Source organism: Spirosoma pollinicola (genome assembly GCF_002831565.1).
In the GTDB taxonomy this organism is placed as follows: domain Bacteria; phylum Bacteroidota; class Bacteroidia; order Cytophagales; family Spirosomataceae; genus Spirosoma; species Spirosoma pollinicola.
Genome location: NZ_CP025096.1, coordinates 2,349,513 through 2,365,523 on the forward strand (window position 1 = coordinate 2,349,513; position 16,011 = coordinate 2,365,523).

General features: G+C 47.0%; 16 protein-coding genes. 11 read left to right on the top strand and 5 right to left on the bottom strand.

From position 1 onward, the window contains the following. Positions 1-88 precede the first annotated feature (88 nt). The 4 genes from CWM47_RS09985 to CWM47_RS09995 all read left to right on the top strand — a co-directional run bounded on the left by CWM47_RS09985 (position 89) and on the right by CWM47_RS09995 (position 4,473). Complete coding sequence (locus CWM47_RS09985; RefSeq protein ID WP_100987839.1) at positions 89-658, top strand: Crp/Fnr family transcriptional regulator; 570 nt, start codon at positions 89-91, stop codon at positions 656-658. A gap of 69 nt (positions 659-727) precedes the next feature. Further along, positions 728-1,765, top strand: a complete 1,038-nt coding sequence (locus CWM47_RS09990) for an alpha/beta hydrolase family protein (protein ID WP_100987840.1) — start codon at positions 728-730, stop codon at positions 1,763-1,765. A gap of 333 nt (positions 1,766-2,098) precedes the next feature. Then, positions 2,099-2,386 (top strand): ABC transporter permease, encoded by a 288-nt coding sequence (locus CWM47_RS40035; RefSeq protein WP_317046726.1) that lies wholly within the window; start codon positions 2,099-2,101, stop codon positions 2,384-2,386. Continuing rightward, a complete protein-coding gene (locus CWM47_RS09995) occupies positions 2,380-4,473 on the top strand; it encodes an ABC transporter permease (protein ID WP_317046727.1) in 2,094 nt (697 codons plus the stop codon). The genes CWM47_RS40035 and CWM47_RS09995 overlap by 7 nt, the downstream gene beginning before the upstream one ends. 446 nt (positions 4,474-4,919) lie before the next feature. Here CWM47_RS09995 and CWM47_RS10000 read toward each other — a convergent pair whose 3' ends face one another. After that, on the bottom strand, positions 4,920-5,516 hold the full coding sequence (locus CWM47_RS10000; protein ID WP_157815933.1) for a MarR family winged helix-turn-helix transcriptional regulator: 597 nt from the start codon (positions 5,514-5,516) through the stop codon (positions 4,920-4,922). Between the two features lie 104 nt (positions 5,517-5,620). Here CWM47_RS10000 and CWM47_RS10005 point away from each other — a divergent pair, with 104 nt between their 5' ends. The 4 genes from CWM47_RS10005 (at position 5,621) to CWM47_RS10020 (ending at position 9,295) form a co-directional block, all read left to right on the top strand. After that, on the top strand, positions 5,621-5,989 hold the full coding sequence (locus tag CWM47_RS10005; protein WP_100987842.1) for a VOC family protein: 369 nt from the start codon (positions 5,621-5,623) through the stop codon (positions 5,987-5,989). Between the two features lie 96 nt (positions 5,990-6,085). Further along, positions 6,086-6,652 (top strand): recombinase family protein, encoded by a 567-nt coding sequence (locus CWM47_RS10010; RefSeq protein ID WP_100987843.1) that lies wholly within the window; start codon positions 6,086-6,088, stop codon positions 6,650-6,652. Between the two features lie 167 nt (positions 6,653-6,819). Continuing rightward, positions 6,820-8,565 (top strand): serine hydrolase domain-containing protein, encoded by a 1,746-nt coding sequence (locus tag CWM47_RS10015; protein WP_100987844.1) that lies wholly within the window; start codon positions 6,820-6,822, stop codon positions 8,563-8,565. Positions 8,566-8,770: 205 nt separating this feature from the next. Further along, positions 8,771-9,295, top strand: a complete 525-nt coding sequence (locus CWM47_RS10020) for a DinB family protein (RefSeq protein WP_100987845.1) — start codon at positions 8,771-8,773, stop codon at positions 9,293-9,295. Positions 9,296-9,375: 80 nt separating this feature from the next. On the opposite strand, the gene CWM47_RS10025 is transcribed toward CWM47_RS10020, so the two are convergent. Continuing rightward, positions 9,376-9,813 carry a hypothetical protein gene (locus CWM47_RS10025; protein WP_100987846.1) on the bottom strand — a complete coding sequence of 146 codons (438 nt, stop codon included), beginning with the start codon at positions 9,811-9,813 and terminating at the stop codon, positions 9,376-9,378. A 213-nt stretch (positions 9,814-10,026) separates the two neighbouring features. Then, on the bottom strand, positions 10,027-11,583 hold the full coding sequence (locus tag CWM47_RS10030; protein WP_100987847.1) for a serine hydrolase: 1,557 nt from the start codon (positions 11,581-11,583) through the stop codon (positions 10,027-10,029). 397 nt (positions 11,584-11,980) lie between these two features. Between CWM47_RS10030 and CWM47_RS10035 the strand changes: the two genes are divergently transcribed. Further along, a complete protein-coding gene (locus CWM47_RS10035) occupies positions 11,981-12,853 on the top strand; it encodes an SDR family NAD(P)-dependent oxidoreductase (RefSeq protein WP_100987848.1) in 873 nt (290 codons plus the stop codon). A 96-nt stretch (positions 12,854-12,949) separates the two neighbouring features. Beyond that, positions 12,950-13,867 (top strand): helix-turn-helix domain-containing protein, encoded by a 918-nt coding sequence (locus tag CWM47_RS10040; RefSeq protein ID WP_100987849.1) that lies wholly within the window; start codon positions 12,950-12,952, stop codon positions 13,865-13,867. Positions 13,868-14,040: 173 nt separating this feature from the next. Here the strand turns inward: CWM47_RS10040 and CWM47_RS10045 are convergent, their stop codons facing one another. After that, on the bottom strand, positions 14,041-14,757 hold the full coding sequence (locus CWM47_RS10045; RefSeq protein WP_100987850.1) for a DUF4369 domain-containing protein: 717 nt from the start codon (positions 14,755-14,757) through the stop codon (positions 14,041-14,043). A gap of 110 nt (positions 14,758-14,867) precedes the next feature. Further along, complete coding sequence (locus tag CWM47_RS10050) at positions 14,868-15,374, bottom strand: GNAT family N-acetyltransferase (RefSeq protein ID WP_100987851.1); 507 nt, start codon at positions 15,372-15,374, stop codon at positions 14,868-14,870. 181 nt (positions 15,375-15,555) lie between these two features. On the opposite strand from CWM47_RS10050, the gene CWM47_RS10055 reads away from it, so the two are divergent. Further along, complete coding sequence (locus tag CWM47_RS10055; protein WP_157815934.1) at positions 15,556-15,990, top strand: hypothetical protein; 435 nt, start codon at positions 15,556-15,558, stop codon at positions 15,988-15,990. Positions 15,991-16,011 lie beyond the last annotated feature (21 nt).

Below are 16,011 nucleotides of genomic sequence, written 5' to 3' on the forward strand. Positions count from 1 at the left end.
TTACATTTTGCCACCGTATAGCTTCCTGAACGGAAATTGCTGACGAAATTGTGGAGATTTAAGGCCACTTGTCATCTGCCTTCTTACTATGCATCCTGCCCTACAAACTTATCTGGCCGGTAAGATTACTCTCTCCGCCGAGCAGGCTTCAATCGTTAGTAGCTGCTTTAAATCCAAATGGACCAAGCGTAACGAAATCCTCCTCACCAAAGGCAGCGTGGCTCGCTACGTGTATTTCGTCGTCAAAGGGTGTCTGCGCGTATTTTTGACCGATGACCAGGGAAACGAATCAACCCGTTTTTTGATCTTAGAAGGCCGTTTTGGAACGGCTTTCCCTAGCTTTATTCGCCGTCAGCCTTCGATCGCTTCCCTACAAAGTCCAGAGCCATCCGAACTGCTCATGATCAGTTATGAGGATCGTCAGGCTCTTTATGAGTGTATACCCGGTTGGGAAACCATGGATCGAATGGGCCTTGAACTCGATTACATCGAGTCCATTCAACGCATTGAAAGCTTTATTTCGTTGGATGCCAGAGCTCGGTATGATACCCTCCAACAGTCTAATCCGGAGATTATTCAACGATTGCCCGCTAAAATTATCGCCGATTATCTGGGTATTTCCCCCGAAACATTGAGCCGCTTAAAGGCAAAACGATAATTTATTGATTTTTGTCAATCTTTTTTCCCAATTCGGCCGCTTGCTTTGTCGCAACAAGTCGATACAACGATGTACAACTTACGGATCACTATCATTTACTGGCTGCTAGTGCCACAACTTAGCTTTGCCCGCGACCCATCCACTACTCAGATCGGTCAACAAACCCTTTCGTTCATGGACGAGAGCCGTCACCGACCGGTAGTGACGGAGGTATGGTACCCAACCGATGACACGTTGAAAGCGAGTGACAGAAGGTTTTCTCCCTTCATTCGTCAATATACGGTGCGAAACGGGCAGTTGCCTACTCACAGAATGCCGCTGATCATGGTATCACACGGTACTGGGGGTGGTCGATTGACCATGGAATGGTTAGTGCAGGGGCTTGCTCAAAACGGATTTATCGTGGCCGCTGTTGACCATTGGGGTAATACATTCGATAACAAAGTGCCTCTTGAATTTCTTAAGCCTTGGGAGCGCCCGCTAGACATTCGGTTTGCGTTGACCGCTTTGTTGACCAATACCCCGTTTAGTAAGGTGATTGATTCGCGACGCATTGGCGCGGCTGGATTTTCATTTGGGGGTTATACCGTCATTGCCCTGGCGGGGGCAGTGCTGGATTATAAAGCCCTGCTTACCTATTACAAAACGAAGGGTCGTCAGGAAATCGATATCCCCGAACTTCCGGGCGTAGCCCAACATTTGGACGACCCCTCCCTGCAAGCCGCAATTCTGAAACTACCTTCCCTGCAGGATGATCGAATACGTGCATTTCTAGCGATCTCACCCGCGCTTGGCCAAGGCTTTGTGCGCAAAGGCCAGATGGAAGCTATTCAGGAACCGGTGTATATTATGGGCTCTCAAAGTGATCAGATGGCGCCAGTAAAAACAAATGCCGATCATTACCATGCGCTCATTTTAGGATCTGGTTACTACGAATTTGGCGGTAAAACTGGCCACTACGTAATGCTGAATGAAGCCATTGAGGAAGTCAAAAAATCTAACCCGATTTACTTTACCGATGATCCTACCGTCGATCGTCATCAGGTCCACGCTGAAGTTATTCGTTTAGCCGACCTGTTTTTTCGAGAGAAGCTGTCTAGCCGTTGACCATGGAAAGTGTGCTAGTCACGACTTCACCTGTCATCTTCGTATGCTTTGATTGATGTTAAGACAACCAGTTATTTACTCTCAAAAAATGCTCCTGAATGAGACAAAGAAACGTTTAAGAATAGGCTCCAGTATTAGACGACGGAGTAGTCATGTATCTGTTCATTAATTCGGGCGATAAAAACGGACAGCCACTGTCCGAATTCGTACAGGTTTTCCATCTCAATATGCCTTCCCGACATCCCAAACCAGTTTTTACTCGTGGTATGATAGTTGAGCCGTTAAGGTAGCGCATTTCTACGAGACCCAACGGGAGCAAAACGGCCGACAACCATGCTACAAAACTACCTCAAAATCGCCTGGCGAAATCTCGCCCGCAACAAGGTTTATTCGGCTATCAACATCGGCGGGCTGGCCGTTGGTATGGCCGTAGCCATGCTCATTGGCTTGTGGGTCTGGGATGAACTATCGTTTAATAGCTATCACCAAAACCATGATCGGATTGCGCAGGTAATGGAGAATGAAACCCTGGAAGGTGGCATTGAAACCTCGACCTCGCTGCCCATGCCGTTGAGCCAGGAATCCGAAGCAAATACCCTAACGACTTCAAATACGTGGTAGCCGCCTCGGCCAGTTTTGAACAGATCATTGCGTATCAGGACAGGAAATTTACGAAAACGGGGGGGTATGCCGAAGCGGCATTTCCAGAATTAATGACCCTCAATATGCTTAAAGGAACACGTTTGGGGTTGACTAATCCAAACTCCGTTCTGCTATCCGAATCAGTGGCCAGAGCACTTTTTGGCAACGAAGATCCAATTCAAAAAGCCATTAAGATTGGCAACAAATACACGGTGCAGGTAATGGGTGTTTATGAAGACTTACCCCGCAATTCTGCTTTTAAAGATTTTACGTTCATTTCTCCCATAGACCTGCTCTTCGCCAATAAAGAAGACAAGACTGATTGGGGCAGTAGCTCATTCGACATTTTTACGCAGCTCAATCCCAATAGCCACTTTGATGAGGTTTCGGTGAAAATTAAGGACCTATTTCGCAGGCACGCCGAGGACGAGGATAGGGCCAAATCGGCGCTCTTTCTGTATCCAATGAATCAATGGCATCTGTATTCAACCTTTGAAAACGGGGTGAATACCGGTGGCCGCATTCAATTTGTGTGGCTCTTCAGCATTATCGGTGTATTTGTACTGCTGCTGGCCTGCATCAATTTCATGAATCTGAGTACCGCCCGCTCTCAGAAACGAGCCAAAGAAGTGGGTATTCGGAAGGCCATGGGCTCATGGAGGTGGCAATTGATCGGCCAGTTTTTTAGTGAATCGTTTCTGGTCGTGGCATTCGCATTTGGCTTATCGATAGCGCTGGTGTGGCTCATTCTTCCCGCTTTCAACGAAGTGGCCGACAAGCAACTGGCGATGCGCTGGACAGACGCGCGGTTTTGGCTAGTTAGTATTGGATTCAGCCTGTTCACCGGCATCATAGCAGGCAGTTATCCGGCACTTTATCTCTCTTCGTTTCAGCCGATTAACGTACTCAAAGGAACCTTTAACATTGGCCGGTTTGCTTCCATTCCCCGCAAAGTGCTAGTTATCATTCAGTTCACGGTTTCGGTTACGTTGATTATCGGGACGATCATTGTTTTTCGTCAGATTCAATTCGCAAAAAACCGCCCGATTGGCTATAGTCGGGAGGGTTTGCTAAACATCCCCATGAATACGCCCGAAATACAGGGCAACTACGACGCTGTTCGGAATGAGTTGTTAACGACGGGCGTTGTCGACGACATGGGCGAATCGTCGAGTCCGATCACGGGCATTTGGTCGTCAGCTAATAACTTGGCGTGGCGCGGCAAAAACCCTAACCGGGCAGCTTCGTTCGGCACCATTCTGGTCACACCCGATTTTGGAAACGTGGTGGGCTGGAAAATTAAAGCAGGCCGCGAATTCTCCAGGCAGTTTGCCAGTGATTCCTCGACTTTCCTTCTCAACGAAGCGGCCGTGAAACAGATGGGCATGAAGAATCCGGTTGGCGAAATTGTCAAGTGGCATGGTAAAAACTGGAAAGTACTGGGTGTTCTGAAAGACATGGTTATGACCTCTCCTTTCGAAACCGTAACCCCAACGGTATTTATGATCGATGCGAAAGAACGAAGCTTCAATATTATTCATATCAAGCTGAAACCTACGGTGAGTATTCGTGAAGCGTTGTCTAAACTGGAAGCCGTCTTCAAAAGACTTAATCCGGCGGCTCCCTTCGAATATCAGTTTGCCGATCAGGAGTATATGAAGAAATTTACTGCCGAAGAGCGCATTGGCAAACTGGCTTCGGTATTCGCATTTTTGGCCATTTTCATTTCCTGTCTCGGCATTTTTGGGCTGGCTTCCTTCATGGCAGAGCAACGCACCAAAGAAATTGGGGTGCGTAAAGTATTGGGAGCTAGTGTACTGAACCTGTGGGGCCTGCTCTCTAAAGACTTTGTGGTGCTGGTCGTGATTGCGTTCTTCATCGCCACGCCCATCGCCTATTTTATACTCTCAGACTGGCTCCAGAATTACGAGTATCGAACGGAAATGTCGTGGTGGATTTTTGCCGCGTCGGGCGCGGGTGCACTGATAGTCACCCTGCTGACGGTGAGTTTCCAGAGCGTGAAAGCCGCCCTGATGAATCCGGTGAAGAGTTTGCGAAGCGAGTAATTAGGTGATTACACCAGCACACTTTTCAGCGAGTTGAAGCCGCGTCTAGATTAAATAGACGCGGCTTTTCTCAAACAGATTATTTCAGCACAGCTTGCTCCTCTACAGATACCCTATTAGCTTTTCGGATACCAATGGTCCTACTCCTGCGTATCAGCTCTGGTAACTATCCCCGGCTGGGATCAGAAATTTGTCAATAGAGGCCAGCCACCTCTTTTTGGGGTCATATCTAACAGTCTCATAAAAATGCTCCCACATGAGACGTAGTGGTTCTGTATATCCGTGATAAGGTTGTTTGGCGAGATGGAGAAGACAGAGCTGTATCGCAAGTAATTACTTGAAATGCGATGGGTAAAATCTTGTCTGTAACTTGTAAAATAAGCGTTGGCCTACTCTATAATCCGAGGAGTCACCTTTTAGGCTAGTGCCATGAACTCATTTCTCAGTTATTTCTTTTTATCCGCTAACCATTTCTTGGCCATTGAAGCTTCAACAGGTTGCAATAATTGGATACACAAGTGCACTTGGTCTTCGGCCAATCCGCCAAAACACAACTCATTCACTTCAGTCAATTTCTGATAGCAGGCTGCTAACACGCCAACCCCCGCTTGAGTCATCACCAGGCGCTTAGTCCTCTTGTCCAGCTCATCACTCTGCTCTACGATTAAGTTAGCTTTCTTTAGTCGGTCCAGAATCAACAAGCCTGATGACAACTCATTGAAATTAGCTAAAATAACATCTGTCTTCTTTAGATTCGGGGTGTTGGCCAGGGAGTTGAGATATAAAAATTCGTCAAAGCTGCTGATACCACAGTCCTTGAAAGCTCCAACCGCATAGAGATTATGCAGCTTGGCAATCCTTCCGAGCAGCTTAGTAAGCACACTAGCGCTATCAGGTGGAATAGGGGATTGCCAAAAGGCAACTTTTTCCGCTGTCTGCTCCTGTTTCACTAAATAGGCTTGACAAAATTGACTGATATCGCCCTTAGGATTTTCCTCCTCGTACTTCGCCCATAAATTAATTAACTCAACTGTCTTATTCACATACATCATATTTGATGTAAAAATAAGAAGAAAATATCACCAACGTTGTTTATTATCATTTATGTTGTATGTTTACGACATAAAACATCATAAATGCTATAATCATGGAAACTTTAAAAGTAAAGGGATTATCCGGGCTAATCATGTCGTCTCCTGAGCCGGATCGGTTAGTCAAATTCTACCAAGAAGTGTTGGGCTTACCCTTAGCACTCAATCGTCATGGCAACACGCCCGACCATTGGGAATGCGACTACAATGGCATCCACTATGCCGTACTTAAACGGAAAGTGCATGAGCAGCCAAACGAGAACATCGTGCTCTCTTTCGCTGTGGACGATATAGAACGTTTTATAACCACTTACCAAATCAAGCTGATTCATCCGATTATGGACTTAGGTGAGGGGGCTTATATAGCTAGCTTTAAGGACCCTGATGGTAATATTCTGCGTTTTTGGATGAATAAGAATCAATAAAGTGATAACAAAAGCAAACTATTAAGTAGTCTTAAGTCTGAGTTAAAAGAGCTCTCCATTCGCTCCTGGCCTCAAACCGTCGGCGCGGACACACCTATGCTATTCGGCTACGCCCGTGTATCAACTCAGGACCAAAACCTGAATCTGCAACTGGATGACCTGAAAAAGGCTGGCTGTCAAAGGATCTTCCAAGAGAAGATATCAGCGGTTAAAGAGCGACCCCAACTACAAAAGCTACTGGAGACTCTTCGCGAAGACGATACAGTCATCGTTTGGAAGCTTGACCGGCTAGATAGGTCTTTAAAAGAACTTTTCACGCTGATTAACGACTTTCAAGCTAAAGGGATCGGCTTCCGTAGCCTGAACGATGCTATTGATACCACTACGGCCCAGGGTAGACTAATCTTCAATATTTTCGCTTCGCTAGCAGAGTTTGAGCGTGACTTGATCCGGGAGCGGACCAAAGCCGGTTTGGCTGCGGCACGTGCCAGGGGCCGAGTGGGCGGCCGTCCGAAAGGGCTCTCGGCTGAAGCCCAAATAAAAGCACGAGCGGTGAAGTCTATATATGCCCTGAAAACCCATACAATTCTAGAGATTGGTCAGTTGTTTCACCTAAGCCGAGCGACAGTTTACCGGTACTTAGCTTGGCAAGAATCAAAATAACGGTTGCTTCAAAAAATGGGCAATTAAAGAGACTGAGAACTAGCGAGAATTAGCCTTGAAAATTGTCAATTAAAGTCATCTCTATCTCCGTATCAGCCAGTAATACTATAAGCTCAACTAACCCGTTCCCTTAACGAGGTTAAACGTCTTACGGGTTATTACTGTGTATGATGAGAACTAGCCATTTGCTGCTTGGCTTCGGCTACCTAACAGCAACATTAGGGTTTGCCCAATCCCCTTTCTCTCCCTTGTCCTCTACCGCTTTAGAGCGAAAAACAGATTCACTATTCGCCCATGCCAACGCGTCAAATACGCCTGGTGGCGTGATCGCGGTGCTCTACAAAGGGGACGTTCTGCTCAAGAAAGGGTATGGCATGGCTGATATAGCCAACAAAATACCCCTCACCCCGGCTAGTCTATTTAACATTGCCTCCACCGCCAAACAATTCACGGCCACTTGTATTACCCTGCTCGAAGAGCAAGGCAAATTATCCTTTGAGGATGACATCCGAACCTATTTCCCGCAATTTCAGGTCAAAAAAACCATTACCATCCGACACCTCATCAGCCATACCAGCGGATTGCGGGAGGCTTATGTGTTGGCCGCTTTATCCGGGAAAGTCAATCTGAAAGGACAGGTAAGAAAACAGTATAAGACCACCGCGCATTTACTCCAGTTAATGGCCAAGCAACAAGAGCTTAATTTCGAGCCTGGCCAGGAGTTCGCCTATACCAACATCAACTATATCCTACTGGGCGAAATCGTCCGCAAGGTCAGTGGGCTTAGTCTAGCCCAATTTGCCGATCAATCCATTTTCAAGCCCTTGGGCATGACCCACACCTATTTCAATGATCCGCAGGCCATCACTAGAGCGGGTCGGGCAACTCCCTACCAATTGATCGACGAAAAGAAGCGAAAGTTTAAGCCGCTATCCATTCGCCATGATCAAGGGGTAGTTGGCGACAATAACCTGATTACATCGGTGGATGACCTGATTCGATGGGATCAAAACTTTGCCGCCAATCGACTTGGCCTGGGCCAGCAATCCTTGGTAAAAACCTTACAGACCCGCTACATACTGAGCAGCGGCGATACCATTCATTATGCTTTTGGTCTGAATGTGACACCCTATAAAACCACCCGCTCCATTGGTCATGGGGGTGATGACTACCGCTACACCTCCCTGATGATGCGTTTTCCGGCGTATGATCTCGATCTGATTTACTTGTCCAACCAGTCGGATTATCAAGATACCCAACAGAAAGTTTTTGCCCTGGCCGATGTATTGTTAAACGTCTCAGCTCCTATAACGAAACTCGTCCGTGAGCCCCTCCAAGCCAGCCTGCCGTTTGATTCACTTTATTTTAAGCCCTTTGAAGGGCACTATATGGGTAGTGGTGCTAAAAATCGATATAGCTTTCGAGAGGTATTTATTCGAAACGGCAAACCTTACCTTTCGTTTCAGCCCCAACCCAATAAGCATGTGTTTGAACTCCTGCCGCTTGGTAGTCAACATTATCGATTCAAAGTAGAAGAGCCCGATGTGTATGTAGAAGCTTGGTTTACTCAGCCCAAAGTAGGTGGCCAATCGCGCTTGTCTGAGCGGTTTAAAACCGATACGCTTCACTACGACAGACGCTTGACAGCCCCCTCATCAACCTCCGTGTTAACCCAATTTACCGGGCTTTATAGGAGCCAAGAGCTTAACGGCCAACTCAAAGTGAAGGTTAAGGGGCATGGCTTGACTATTAAGCGTGGCCTAATAACTATCCATGCGATCCCGATTGGCGAAGACACGTTTTACGCCCCGGAGAATCGGGCGATTTTTTATTTTAAGCGGGACAAAGCGGGCCTGATCAGCGAATTTTTAATCAGTGCAGTCGATTTCAGGAATGTGCGCTATAGCCGCTAGCGCTCTATGCAGTGTTCTGGTTACGGTTTCTTCATGCCCTGTTGCCCGATCGCTCAAAATCCTCCAACTTGAGACGAGAAAGATTTTGCGTATCCCCAAAATTCGGGCGTTTTAAGATGTGATAGATTAAGGAAAATTGTCAGGTAAAGGTGAGATTGATTCAATCCGCTCCGTATTTTTAGGAATACCAACATACCAAAAAGCCATGAAACGCATTTTAACGGTAGTAAGTCTAGGATTGCTCATGGCGGCATGTTCCAATAAAAAGACAAATAATGAACCAACGATCAAATCATTACTGATCCAACAATTGAAAAATGCGCATACGAACCAACAATGGTTTGCACCGACAAAAAAGGCAATTGAAGGACTGACCTTGGAGCAGTCGAATTGGAAAGATAGTTCCGGTAATCATTCCATTGGCGAACTGGTCTCCCATCTGATTTTTTGGCATGAACTGCATCTAAAAGCCTTTAAGGGCGAAACGGTGACGGATATCACTGATGAAGAAAAAAACAAAGAAACGTTTAAACTAAATAAGGGGAAAGATTGGCAAAATGCGGTGAGTAGATTGGACCGTATTCAAACCGAATGGGAACGGCTTACCGAACATGCAACGGACGAGCAACTAGCCAAGTGGAACGTTGAAATCGCCAATATGTCGGCTCATACCGCTTATCACACTGGCCAAATTATCTACATCAGAAAAATGAAAGGCTGGTGGAAATAGCCTAGGGTAACTCTATGTCAATCACGACTTTTCTGCTAGGATATAATTCTCAAATAATGCTGGTTTGGGTAGTTGGTGTTTTAAATTGGACTCGGTACTGCCACCATTAACCGCCATTTTCGCTGGTTCCAGAACCGGTGCCAGACGCCTGCCTCATCCGCCTTATAGAAACCCGATTTGCGCTCCGGCTTGCCGGGTTCAATGATCGTCCAGCAATTCCCTTTTAGGAGCCCACTCAGCTTGTGGATCGTTCCCGCCTGGACATGGTGCGTTGTCCCCGGTAGGCGCTTGTGACTGGTCAGGGCTAAGGTCCCGTCGTCTTTGGGCTCTGCTACTACCTCGATGTACCCCCCCGACAAAATGGTGGTACGAAAAGACCATGGGTGATCATGAAGCAGCTCGTCATTGGCCGCCGTAAAATGATGCAGCACCCGGCCATCGCCTAAATGATATTTCGTAAAGGTTTTATTCATTCGCTCTAGGCGAATAATGTCTTTGGGGGTTGAATACGATTGCATAGATTTCGGTTGGCCTGAGCAGTAGTCGGCCGCTCCCGCTTTGTTGTCAACCGCAAAAATAGTAACGAAGTTAATTGAGAGTCTATACCGTATGTGACTGATTGAGTTGGACAGATATTAAAAAATCAGGATCTTACAAAACCCTCCCACCTGAGACAAAGGAGTATGTATAAATTTACCCGTATACGGGGTACCTGGACAAAAAACCCAAGCTTATCTCACTATCCGTTCAAACCAGAGATCATCGTAGGTGTGACTCCCTGGGGAGGTTAGAGCTTGAAGTACAAAGCTGCTCTTTACTTCCCTTGAGGAAGAACCGAAGCGAATCAGCACGCCATCGTCTAACTCGGGATTCTGCCACTTCACCACAAACTGAGCATCCCCAAACCAATCCATACGGCCTCGCAACTGGGGCGAGCGTTCGGTGGCAAACCATAATTGATCATGGCGTAAACTAATCCTTACCTTGCCCAACCACTGATCCTGGTAAATGCCTACATAGGAAGCCAAATCAGCGCTCGATAAAGGCGCTTGCCGGGCTAGTTGCCGCTGAATCGAGTCGAGCACGGTCTGCCTCGCTCGGCGTCCAAATTGCTCTCGTTGATCCAATTGAGCCGTTCGATCTTGGCCCGCTATACCCACATAACTATCGACGATCTGATCCGTGATGGCACTAGCCGCCCCACTGTCTGAGTTCGTCAGCACCAGCACCCCCAAGCCTAGTTCGGGCAACAGGGTTACCGCCGAGACCATGCCCACATCCTGACCCGAATGCGCAATCTCCTTATAGCCTTTCACATCACTCAGAAACCACCCCAGCCCGTAAGCGGCAAAATGGGTTTGATATGATCCTGGCTGGCCAACCGGGATGATCGTCTGAGGGGCCACCAGCTCAGCCATCAGCGACTCACTCAGCAAGTGTTTGCTCAGAGAAGGGCCATACCGACCCCGGTTCAGAAAGAGGAGCATCCATTGACTCATTTCCTCGGCGCTGGAATAAATACCCCCGGCTGCATCATTTTTAGTCGAGCCATAGCGAGTAACCACCCGAACCGAGTCATTAATTCGTTTGTGGGCATCAATCAGATTAGGATTCGTCTGACAGTCTTGGAACGAGGCGGCACTACGGGTCATTCCTAAGGGGTAAAGGATACGTTGCTCGACGAAGGCTTCCCAGCTCATCCCACTGACCTTCGCCACGATAGCGCCTGCGACCAAATACCCGTTGTTGGTATAAGCAAACTGGCTGCGCAAGGAGGCAGTCGGCTTAATGAAGCGTTGATTGAACAAAATCTGCTCGAGGGTAAAACTGGTTGAATCGGGATCGTGCATCAAATCGCCAGTGGTCGAGGGCAATCCGCTACGATGGCTTAACAGATCCCGAATTGTGAGGAGTTGAGTAGCTAAGGGGTCATAAAGCCGGAAATCAGGCAGATAGGTAGTTACTAAATCGTCCCAGTGGAGTTTACCTTCCTCTACCAGTAAGCCAACGGCGGCGGCGGTGAATGCTTTACTATTGGAGGCGATACCAAACAAGGTTTGGGGCGTAACGGCTTGTTTGGTGCGTAGCGAACGCAGGCCATAGCCTTTGTTGAGGATGAGTTGACCATCCTTGATGATGGTAATGGCGATGCCGGGAATGTGAAACAAGGCTCGGTTGTGCTGCACTAACTGATCTACTTGCCGGGCCGTCATGGGCTGAGTCAGGGCCTTGCGGGCTGGGTTGAGGAGTAGAGAAGCCACCAGCACAACGGTCCGTATATGGTTCATTCTATTCGATCATCTAGGTTCCATGAACGTGGGACTTGTGGCCACACATTTAGGTAAATAACCGCTTTCCCGTCAGCTAATCTACTAAAAGTGAGCATTCTTACAAAAATGCTCCCAAGTGGGACGATGAACCTTTGCTGTGGTGCCTCATCATACGGGCGTTTAATTGGACGATTAATTAGTTATAACTACCCAAGCGGACGGTCGTCCGTTGCAGTCAGCTATCAATCAGAGCGCCGAAGCGTTAGAACTATAAAAAATTGCGGTGCGGTATGATTCTGAAACGCCAGTTCGATTAAATAGGCTATGGTTGACTTTTCATCTCGCTAACGTTTTTGACTACAACAAAAGCAGATTTAGATACAGTGGCCATACGGAAACAGCAGAACTTTGCCGTATGAAATCGACACAGAAAATTAACATACCTACTAAAGATAAGGTATTCTTAATTACCGGCGGCACCTCTGGGGTGGGGCAAGCCATTGCCACGGGCGTGGCGGCCAGCGGAGCCAAAGTACTGATCATCAGCCGAACAGAGGAAAGTGGCCAGCAGGGAGTGCGCCACATCGCAGAGGCTACCGGTAATGACAAGGCGGAATTTTTAGTAGCCGACCTTTCCCTACTGTCCTCCATCCGTAGTGCCAGTGAAGAATTTAAGCGTCGTTACGATAACTTGCACGTTCTGGTAAATGCGGCCGGTGCACTCTACTTTGACCAGCAATTTACCGTGGAAGGTAATGAAATGACCTTCGCCGTCAATTACCTCAGCCATTTTTACCTGACCAACCAGCTCCTGGATGTGCTCAAAGCCAGCGCCCCAGCACGCGTCGTGACGGTGGGGGTGCGACCCGCCTTTCTCAAAAATCCTACCCTCAATTTACAAGACCTGCAACTGACCCAAGACTTTAGTGGACTGAAAGCGACCTCGCAGGCTACGATTGCCCGGCACTACTTTGTGTTCACTCTGGCCAGACGGCTGGCCGGAACGGGCGTGTCTTCCGTCGCGTTCTACCCTAGTCTGGTCAAGTCCCGGTTGGCGAAGAATGCACCTTGGTGGTTGAAAGTCGTCACGGGCCTTATGGAGCCGTGGGCGAAGGCTACCTGTGATATTGGCGTCTATCTAGCGACCGCCCCGGAGGTGGCCCAGGAAACCGGCGTATTTTTCGACGACAACAAGCAACTCGTTCCGTTGCATACCCAATATGACCCAGCAATTGGAGAAAAATTGTGGCACCTCAGCGAACAGCTGACGGGCATAGCTGTGAGCTAGTTTCGGGCTTGGGCTATACACAGTTGATTACCTAGCTACAATGCATAAAACAAGTTCCTTGTTTGCCACTGTTAATACTACTAAGTCGATATACCTATGCCGCCTTATCACCTAAAAACCATCAGCGCCTTGCATCAGCTTCGAGGGTTTCCCAAGCCAGCGCATCCCTTAATTAGCATCATTGATGTGGGCGCCATCAAACATCTACCCACTTTGGACTCAACAATGCTGGTCGCTGATTTCTACATGATTGCGCTGAAACGAAATTTTCACGACCACGTGAAAGCGAAGTACGGGCAGCAAGCCTATGATTTTAACGAGGGAACCATGGCCTTCGTCGCGCCAGGCCAAGTCTTTAACTTGGAAATTGATATGAGCCAAGTCATGAACGTGTCGGGATGGGTATTGCTAATCCACCCCGATTTCCTGTGGAATACACCGCTAGCAACCAAAATCAAGCAGTACGAGTATTTCAGTTATTCAACTGCCGAAGCGCTGCATCTTTCGGAAAAAGAAGAACGTACCTTAGACAGCGTTATCCAACTAATTACGCAAGAATACCAAGCCAATCTTGACGCCTTCAGCCAGGATCTTATCCTGGCGCAGGTCGAGACGTTGCTTACGTTCGCGGAACGGTATTATCAGCGCCAGTTTTTGACCCGAAAAAAAGTAAATCACCAACTGTTAAGTCGTATGGAGACGCTGCTGACCGCCTATTTTGATCGGGAGGATTTGTCAACCACCGGCTTACCTAGTGTTCAGTACGTGGCGGAGGCTTTGCACGTATCGCCCACCTATCTAAGTACCTTATTGAAGGTATTAACGGGCCGAAGTACGCAACACTATATTCATGACAAATTGCTGGAGAAAGCAAAGTTAAAATTATCGACGACCAGCTTATCGGTCAGTGAAATTGCCTACGCCTTAGGCTTCGAACATCCCCAATCGTTTAGTAAGCTGTTCAAAACAAAAACGAGCCAGTCACCCCTGGAATTTAGAGCGTCCTTTAATTAAGTTGTGTCGATTACAACATTAACTGGCACGGTCAAGCACTCATTTGACCTAGTAATTGATGATTATATAATCTCAACAAACCCTCCCGTATGAGACAGGAAGATTGACCTGTCCATAATCCGACTCACTTACCAGTAGTAGTTGGACGTTGTAGTATTCTATTCTATAACCACTTACTTGGTAGGTAGCGAACGATCTCTCTTTTTCCTAGCCTGAACCAATATTTCTTTTCCAAAAGATGATTGTTGCCAAGTCGGGGTAAGCGTGTTAAACATCTCCATGTAATCAGCACCAGTAAGGTAGTCTCCAAGTGTACACAGCGTAGGTAAGGCGGCCCCCGCTGCTGTATTAGGCTGACGTTTTACATACGTTTTGAGTAGATCAATCCTGGCTAGTTGCAGTTCTTCGATTAATTTTCCTAAAACGTTGGCGTTAGCGGTGTCTTTCTTCGCCGTCAAAGACGCGTACACTTGCTTGATTCTGTATCGCTGATAACCTATTTTCTGGTCTTCTTTATACCAATCTTTCCAATACTGGTCAATGTCTGAACCGCTCACCTTCACGCTATCGTACTCCGGTTTGCTCCCCTTGACATAAACCGTCCGATTATCTAAGAGAATATCAGCCAATTTATTGGCCATACGGCCACGTCCTGCGTGTAGATACATGTGAGCAGGCTCGGCAAGAATGCCTTTAAAGGTAAATTGGTCGTTTTTAACGGTGGCTGAATCAATAGTTTTGCGCTTGCCTCCATCAATTAAGTACATCTTTGTTCCTACTGGCAAGCCAGTTACCTCACCTATAACTTGGTACCCATTAGTACCCTGCCCATGGCAATACATAGACACGATCGCCATATTAATCTGTAAAAGTCGTTTGATAAGGTTCATGACTGGTTTAGGCGTTGAAAAGTCTTACTCTATTAAGATAAGAAGCAACGAAATAACGGTTGGTGACGGTAGCCAAAATGTACCATAGGAACGCTACAATCAGCGATCGACTAAAAGCTTAGCTTGTAGAGCCAATAGCGTTTATCATATATGGGGGCCAACTCTTTCTCCTGTTTGAATCCTAGCTTTTCATACATCTTCCGAGCGTCATTCATAAATTCGCTGGTGTGCAGGGCAACCCCTATTTCACCCGTGATTTGCGCATAATGGATACAATGTTCCGTCAATCTTCGACCAATACCCAAACCTCTATAATCGGGGTCTACTCCAAGTAAACGGATATAACTCCAATCGGCGGGAAAGATAGTAGTCGGATTCCCGCTAGGCATTAAGAAGATGACCCCCGCTAATTGATTACCGATTTCACAAACAAAGGCAGCGGCTTTGTCCAGTAACTCGACAAACAAGTGCTCCTGGGCTAGATTGGTTTCCATCTTTGTCCAATCAGCAGGCGCTAGAACCGCTTTATAATCGTGATAAGCACGTAACGTCAACCGAACGATATTGGGCGCGTCAGCAGGGTTTGCCCGACGGTACATCAAGGGATGATTGAGCATCTTAAGGGTTGTATAAGCACAAGTATATTACCCAATATACGAAAGTAAGGGCTATGTGCTCGTACATTATCATCTCTTTAAATGCTGGATTAATAAGGATAAGTGCTAGTAGATATTTTTGTATAGGTATGCAACCAACTGATTACTTGCTGCATCTCCTCAAAAAACAATAATAAAGACCATGACTAGCCAATCAAATCTATCCTTATCAGTACTCCTTTGCGTTACACTTTTGGCTGCTGTTAGTTCAAGTTCACTTGCTCAAAGTGGACTTAATGGGGGTAAACCCATCATTACCTATAATACGTATGGCCCTTTACCTACCATTAAAACACAGACTCCGCCTTCATTTCCAGGCGGAGAAGATAAGCTAAATGCATTTGTTCTCTGGCAAATTGAGGAAGCGGAAACGTCTTTAAAACTTGGTCGAAAAACTTGGTTGACAGCTACCCTTGATGGAACAGGTAAAGTTACCGAATTAGTCCCGACATATGATTCTGATCCAACATTGAAAAAAGAGGTGGCAGAAGTGGTAACCTCGATGCCACGTTGGAATCCAGGTACGATTAATGGCAAAGGGGTAGAGACAAAGTTCCAATTCCTACTTCGGCGATAATCCGAATTAGTTTCTCCTATT

Excerpts from the sequence above, each read along its gene's own strand:
- CWM47_RS09985 (WP_100987839.1), top strand. The coding sequence starts at position 89 with ATGCATCCTGCCCTACAAACTTATCTGGCCGGTAAGATTACTCTCTCC.
- CWM47_RS09990 (WP_100987840.1), top strand. The coding sequence starts at position 728 with ATGTACAACTTACGGATCACTATCATTTACTGGCTGCTAGTGCCACAA.
- CWM47_RS40035 (WP_317046726.1), top strand. The coding sequence starts at position 2,099 with ATGCTACAAAACTACCTCAAAATCGCCTGGCGAAATCTCGCCCGCAAC.
- CWM47_RS10005 (WP_100987842.1), top strand. The coding sequence starts at position 5,621 with ATGGAAACTTTAAAAGTAAAGGGATTATCCGGGCTAATCATGTCGTCT.
- CWM47_RS10010 (WP_100987843.1), top strand. The coding sequence starts at position 6,086 with ATGCTATTCGGCTACGCCCGTGTATCAACTCAGGACCAAAACCTGAAT.
- CWM47_RS10015 (WP_100987844.1), top strand. The coding sequence starts at position 6,820 with ATGATGAGAACTAGCCATTTGCTGCTTGGCTTCGGCTACCTAACAGCA.
- CWM47_RS10020 (WP_100987845.1), top strand. The coding sequence starts at position 8,771 with ATGAAACGCATTTTAACGGTAGTAAGTCTAGGATTGCTCATGGCGGCA.
- CWM47_RS10025 (WP_100987846.1), bottom strand. The coding sequence starts at position 9,813 with ATGCAATCGTATTCAACCCCCAAAGACATTATTCGCCTAGAGCGAATG.
- CWM47_RS10030 (WP_100987847.1), bottom strand. The coding sequence starts at position 11,583 with ATGAACCATATACGGACCGTTGTGCTGGTGGCTTCTCTACTCCTCAAC.
- CWM47_RS10035 (WP_100987848.1), top strand. The coding sequence starts at position 11,981 with ATGAAATCGACACAGAAAATTAACATACCTACTAAAGATAAGGTATTC.
- CWM47_RS10040 (WP_100987849.1), top strand. The coding sequence starts at position 12,950 with ATGCCGCCTTATCACCTAAAAACCATCAGCGCCTTGCATCAGCTTCGA.
- CWM47_RS10045 (WP_100987850.1), bottom strand. The coding sequence starts at position 14,757 with ATGAACCTTATCAAACGACTTTTACAGATTAATATGGCGATCGTGTCT.
- CWM47_RS10050 (WP_100987851.1), bottom strand. The coding sequence starts at position 15,374 with ATGCTCAATCATCCCTTGATGTACCGTCGGGCAAACCCTGCTGACGCG.
- CWM47_RS10055 (WP_157815934.1), top strand. The coding sequence starts at position 15,556 with ATGACTAGCCAATCAAATCTATCCTTATCAGTACTCCTTTGCGTTACA.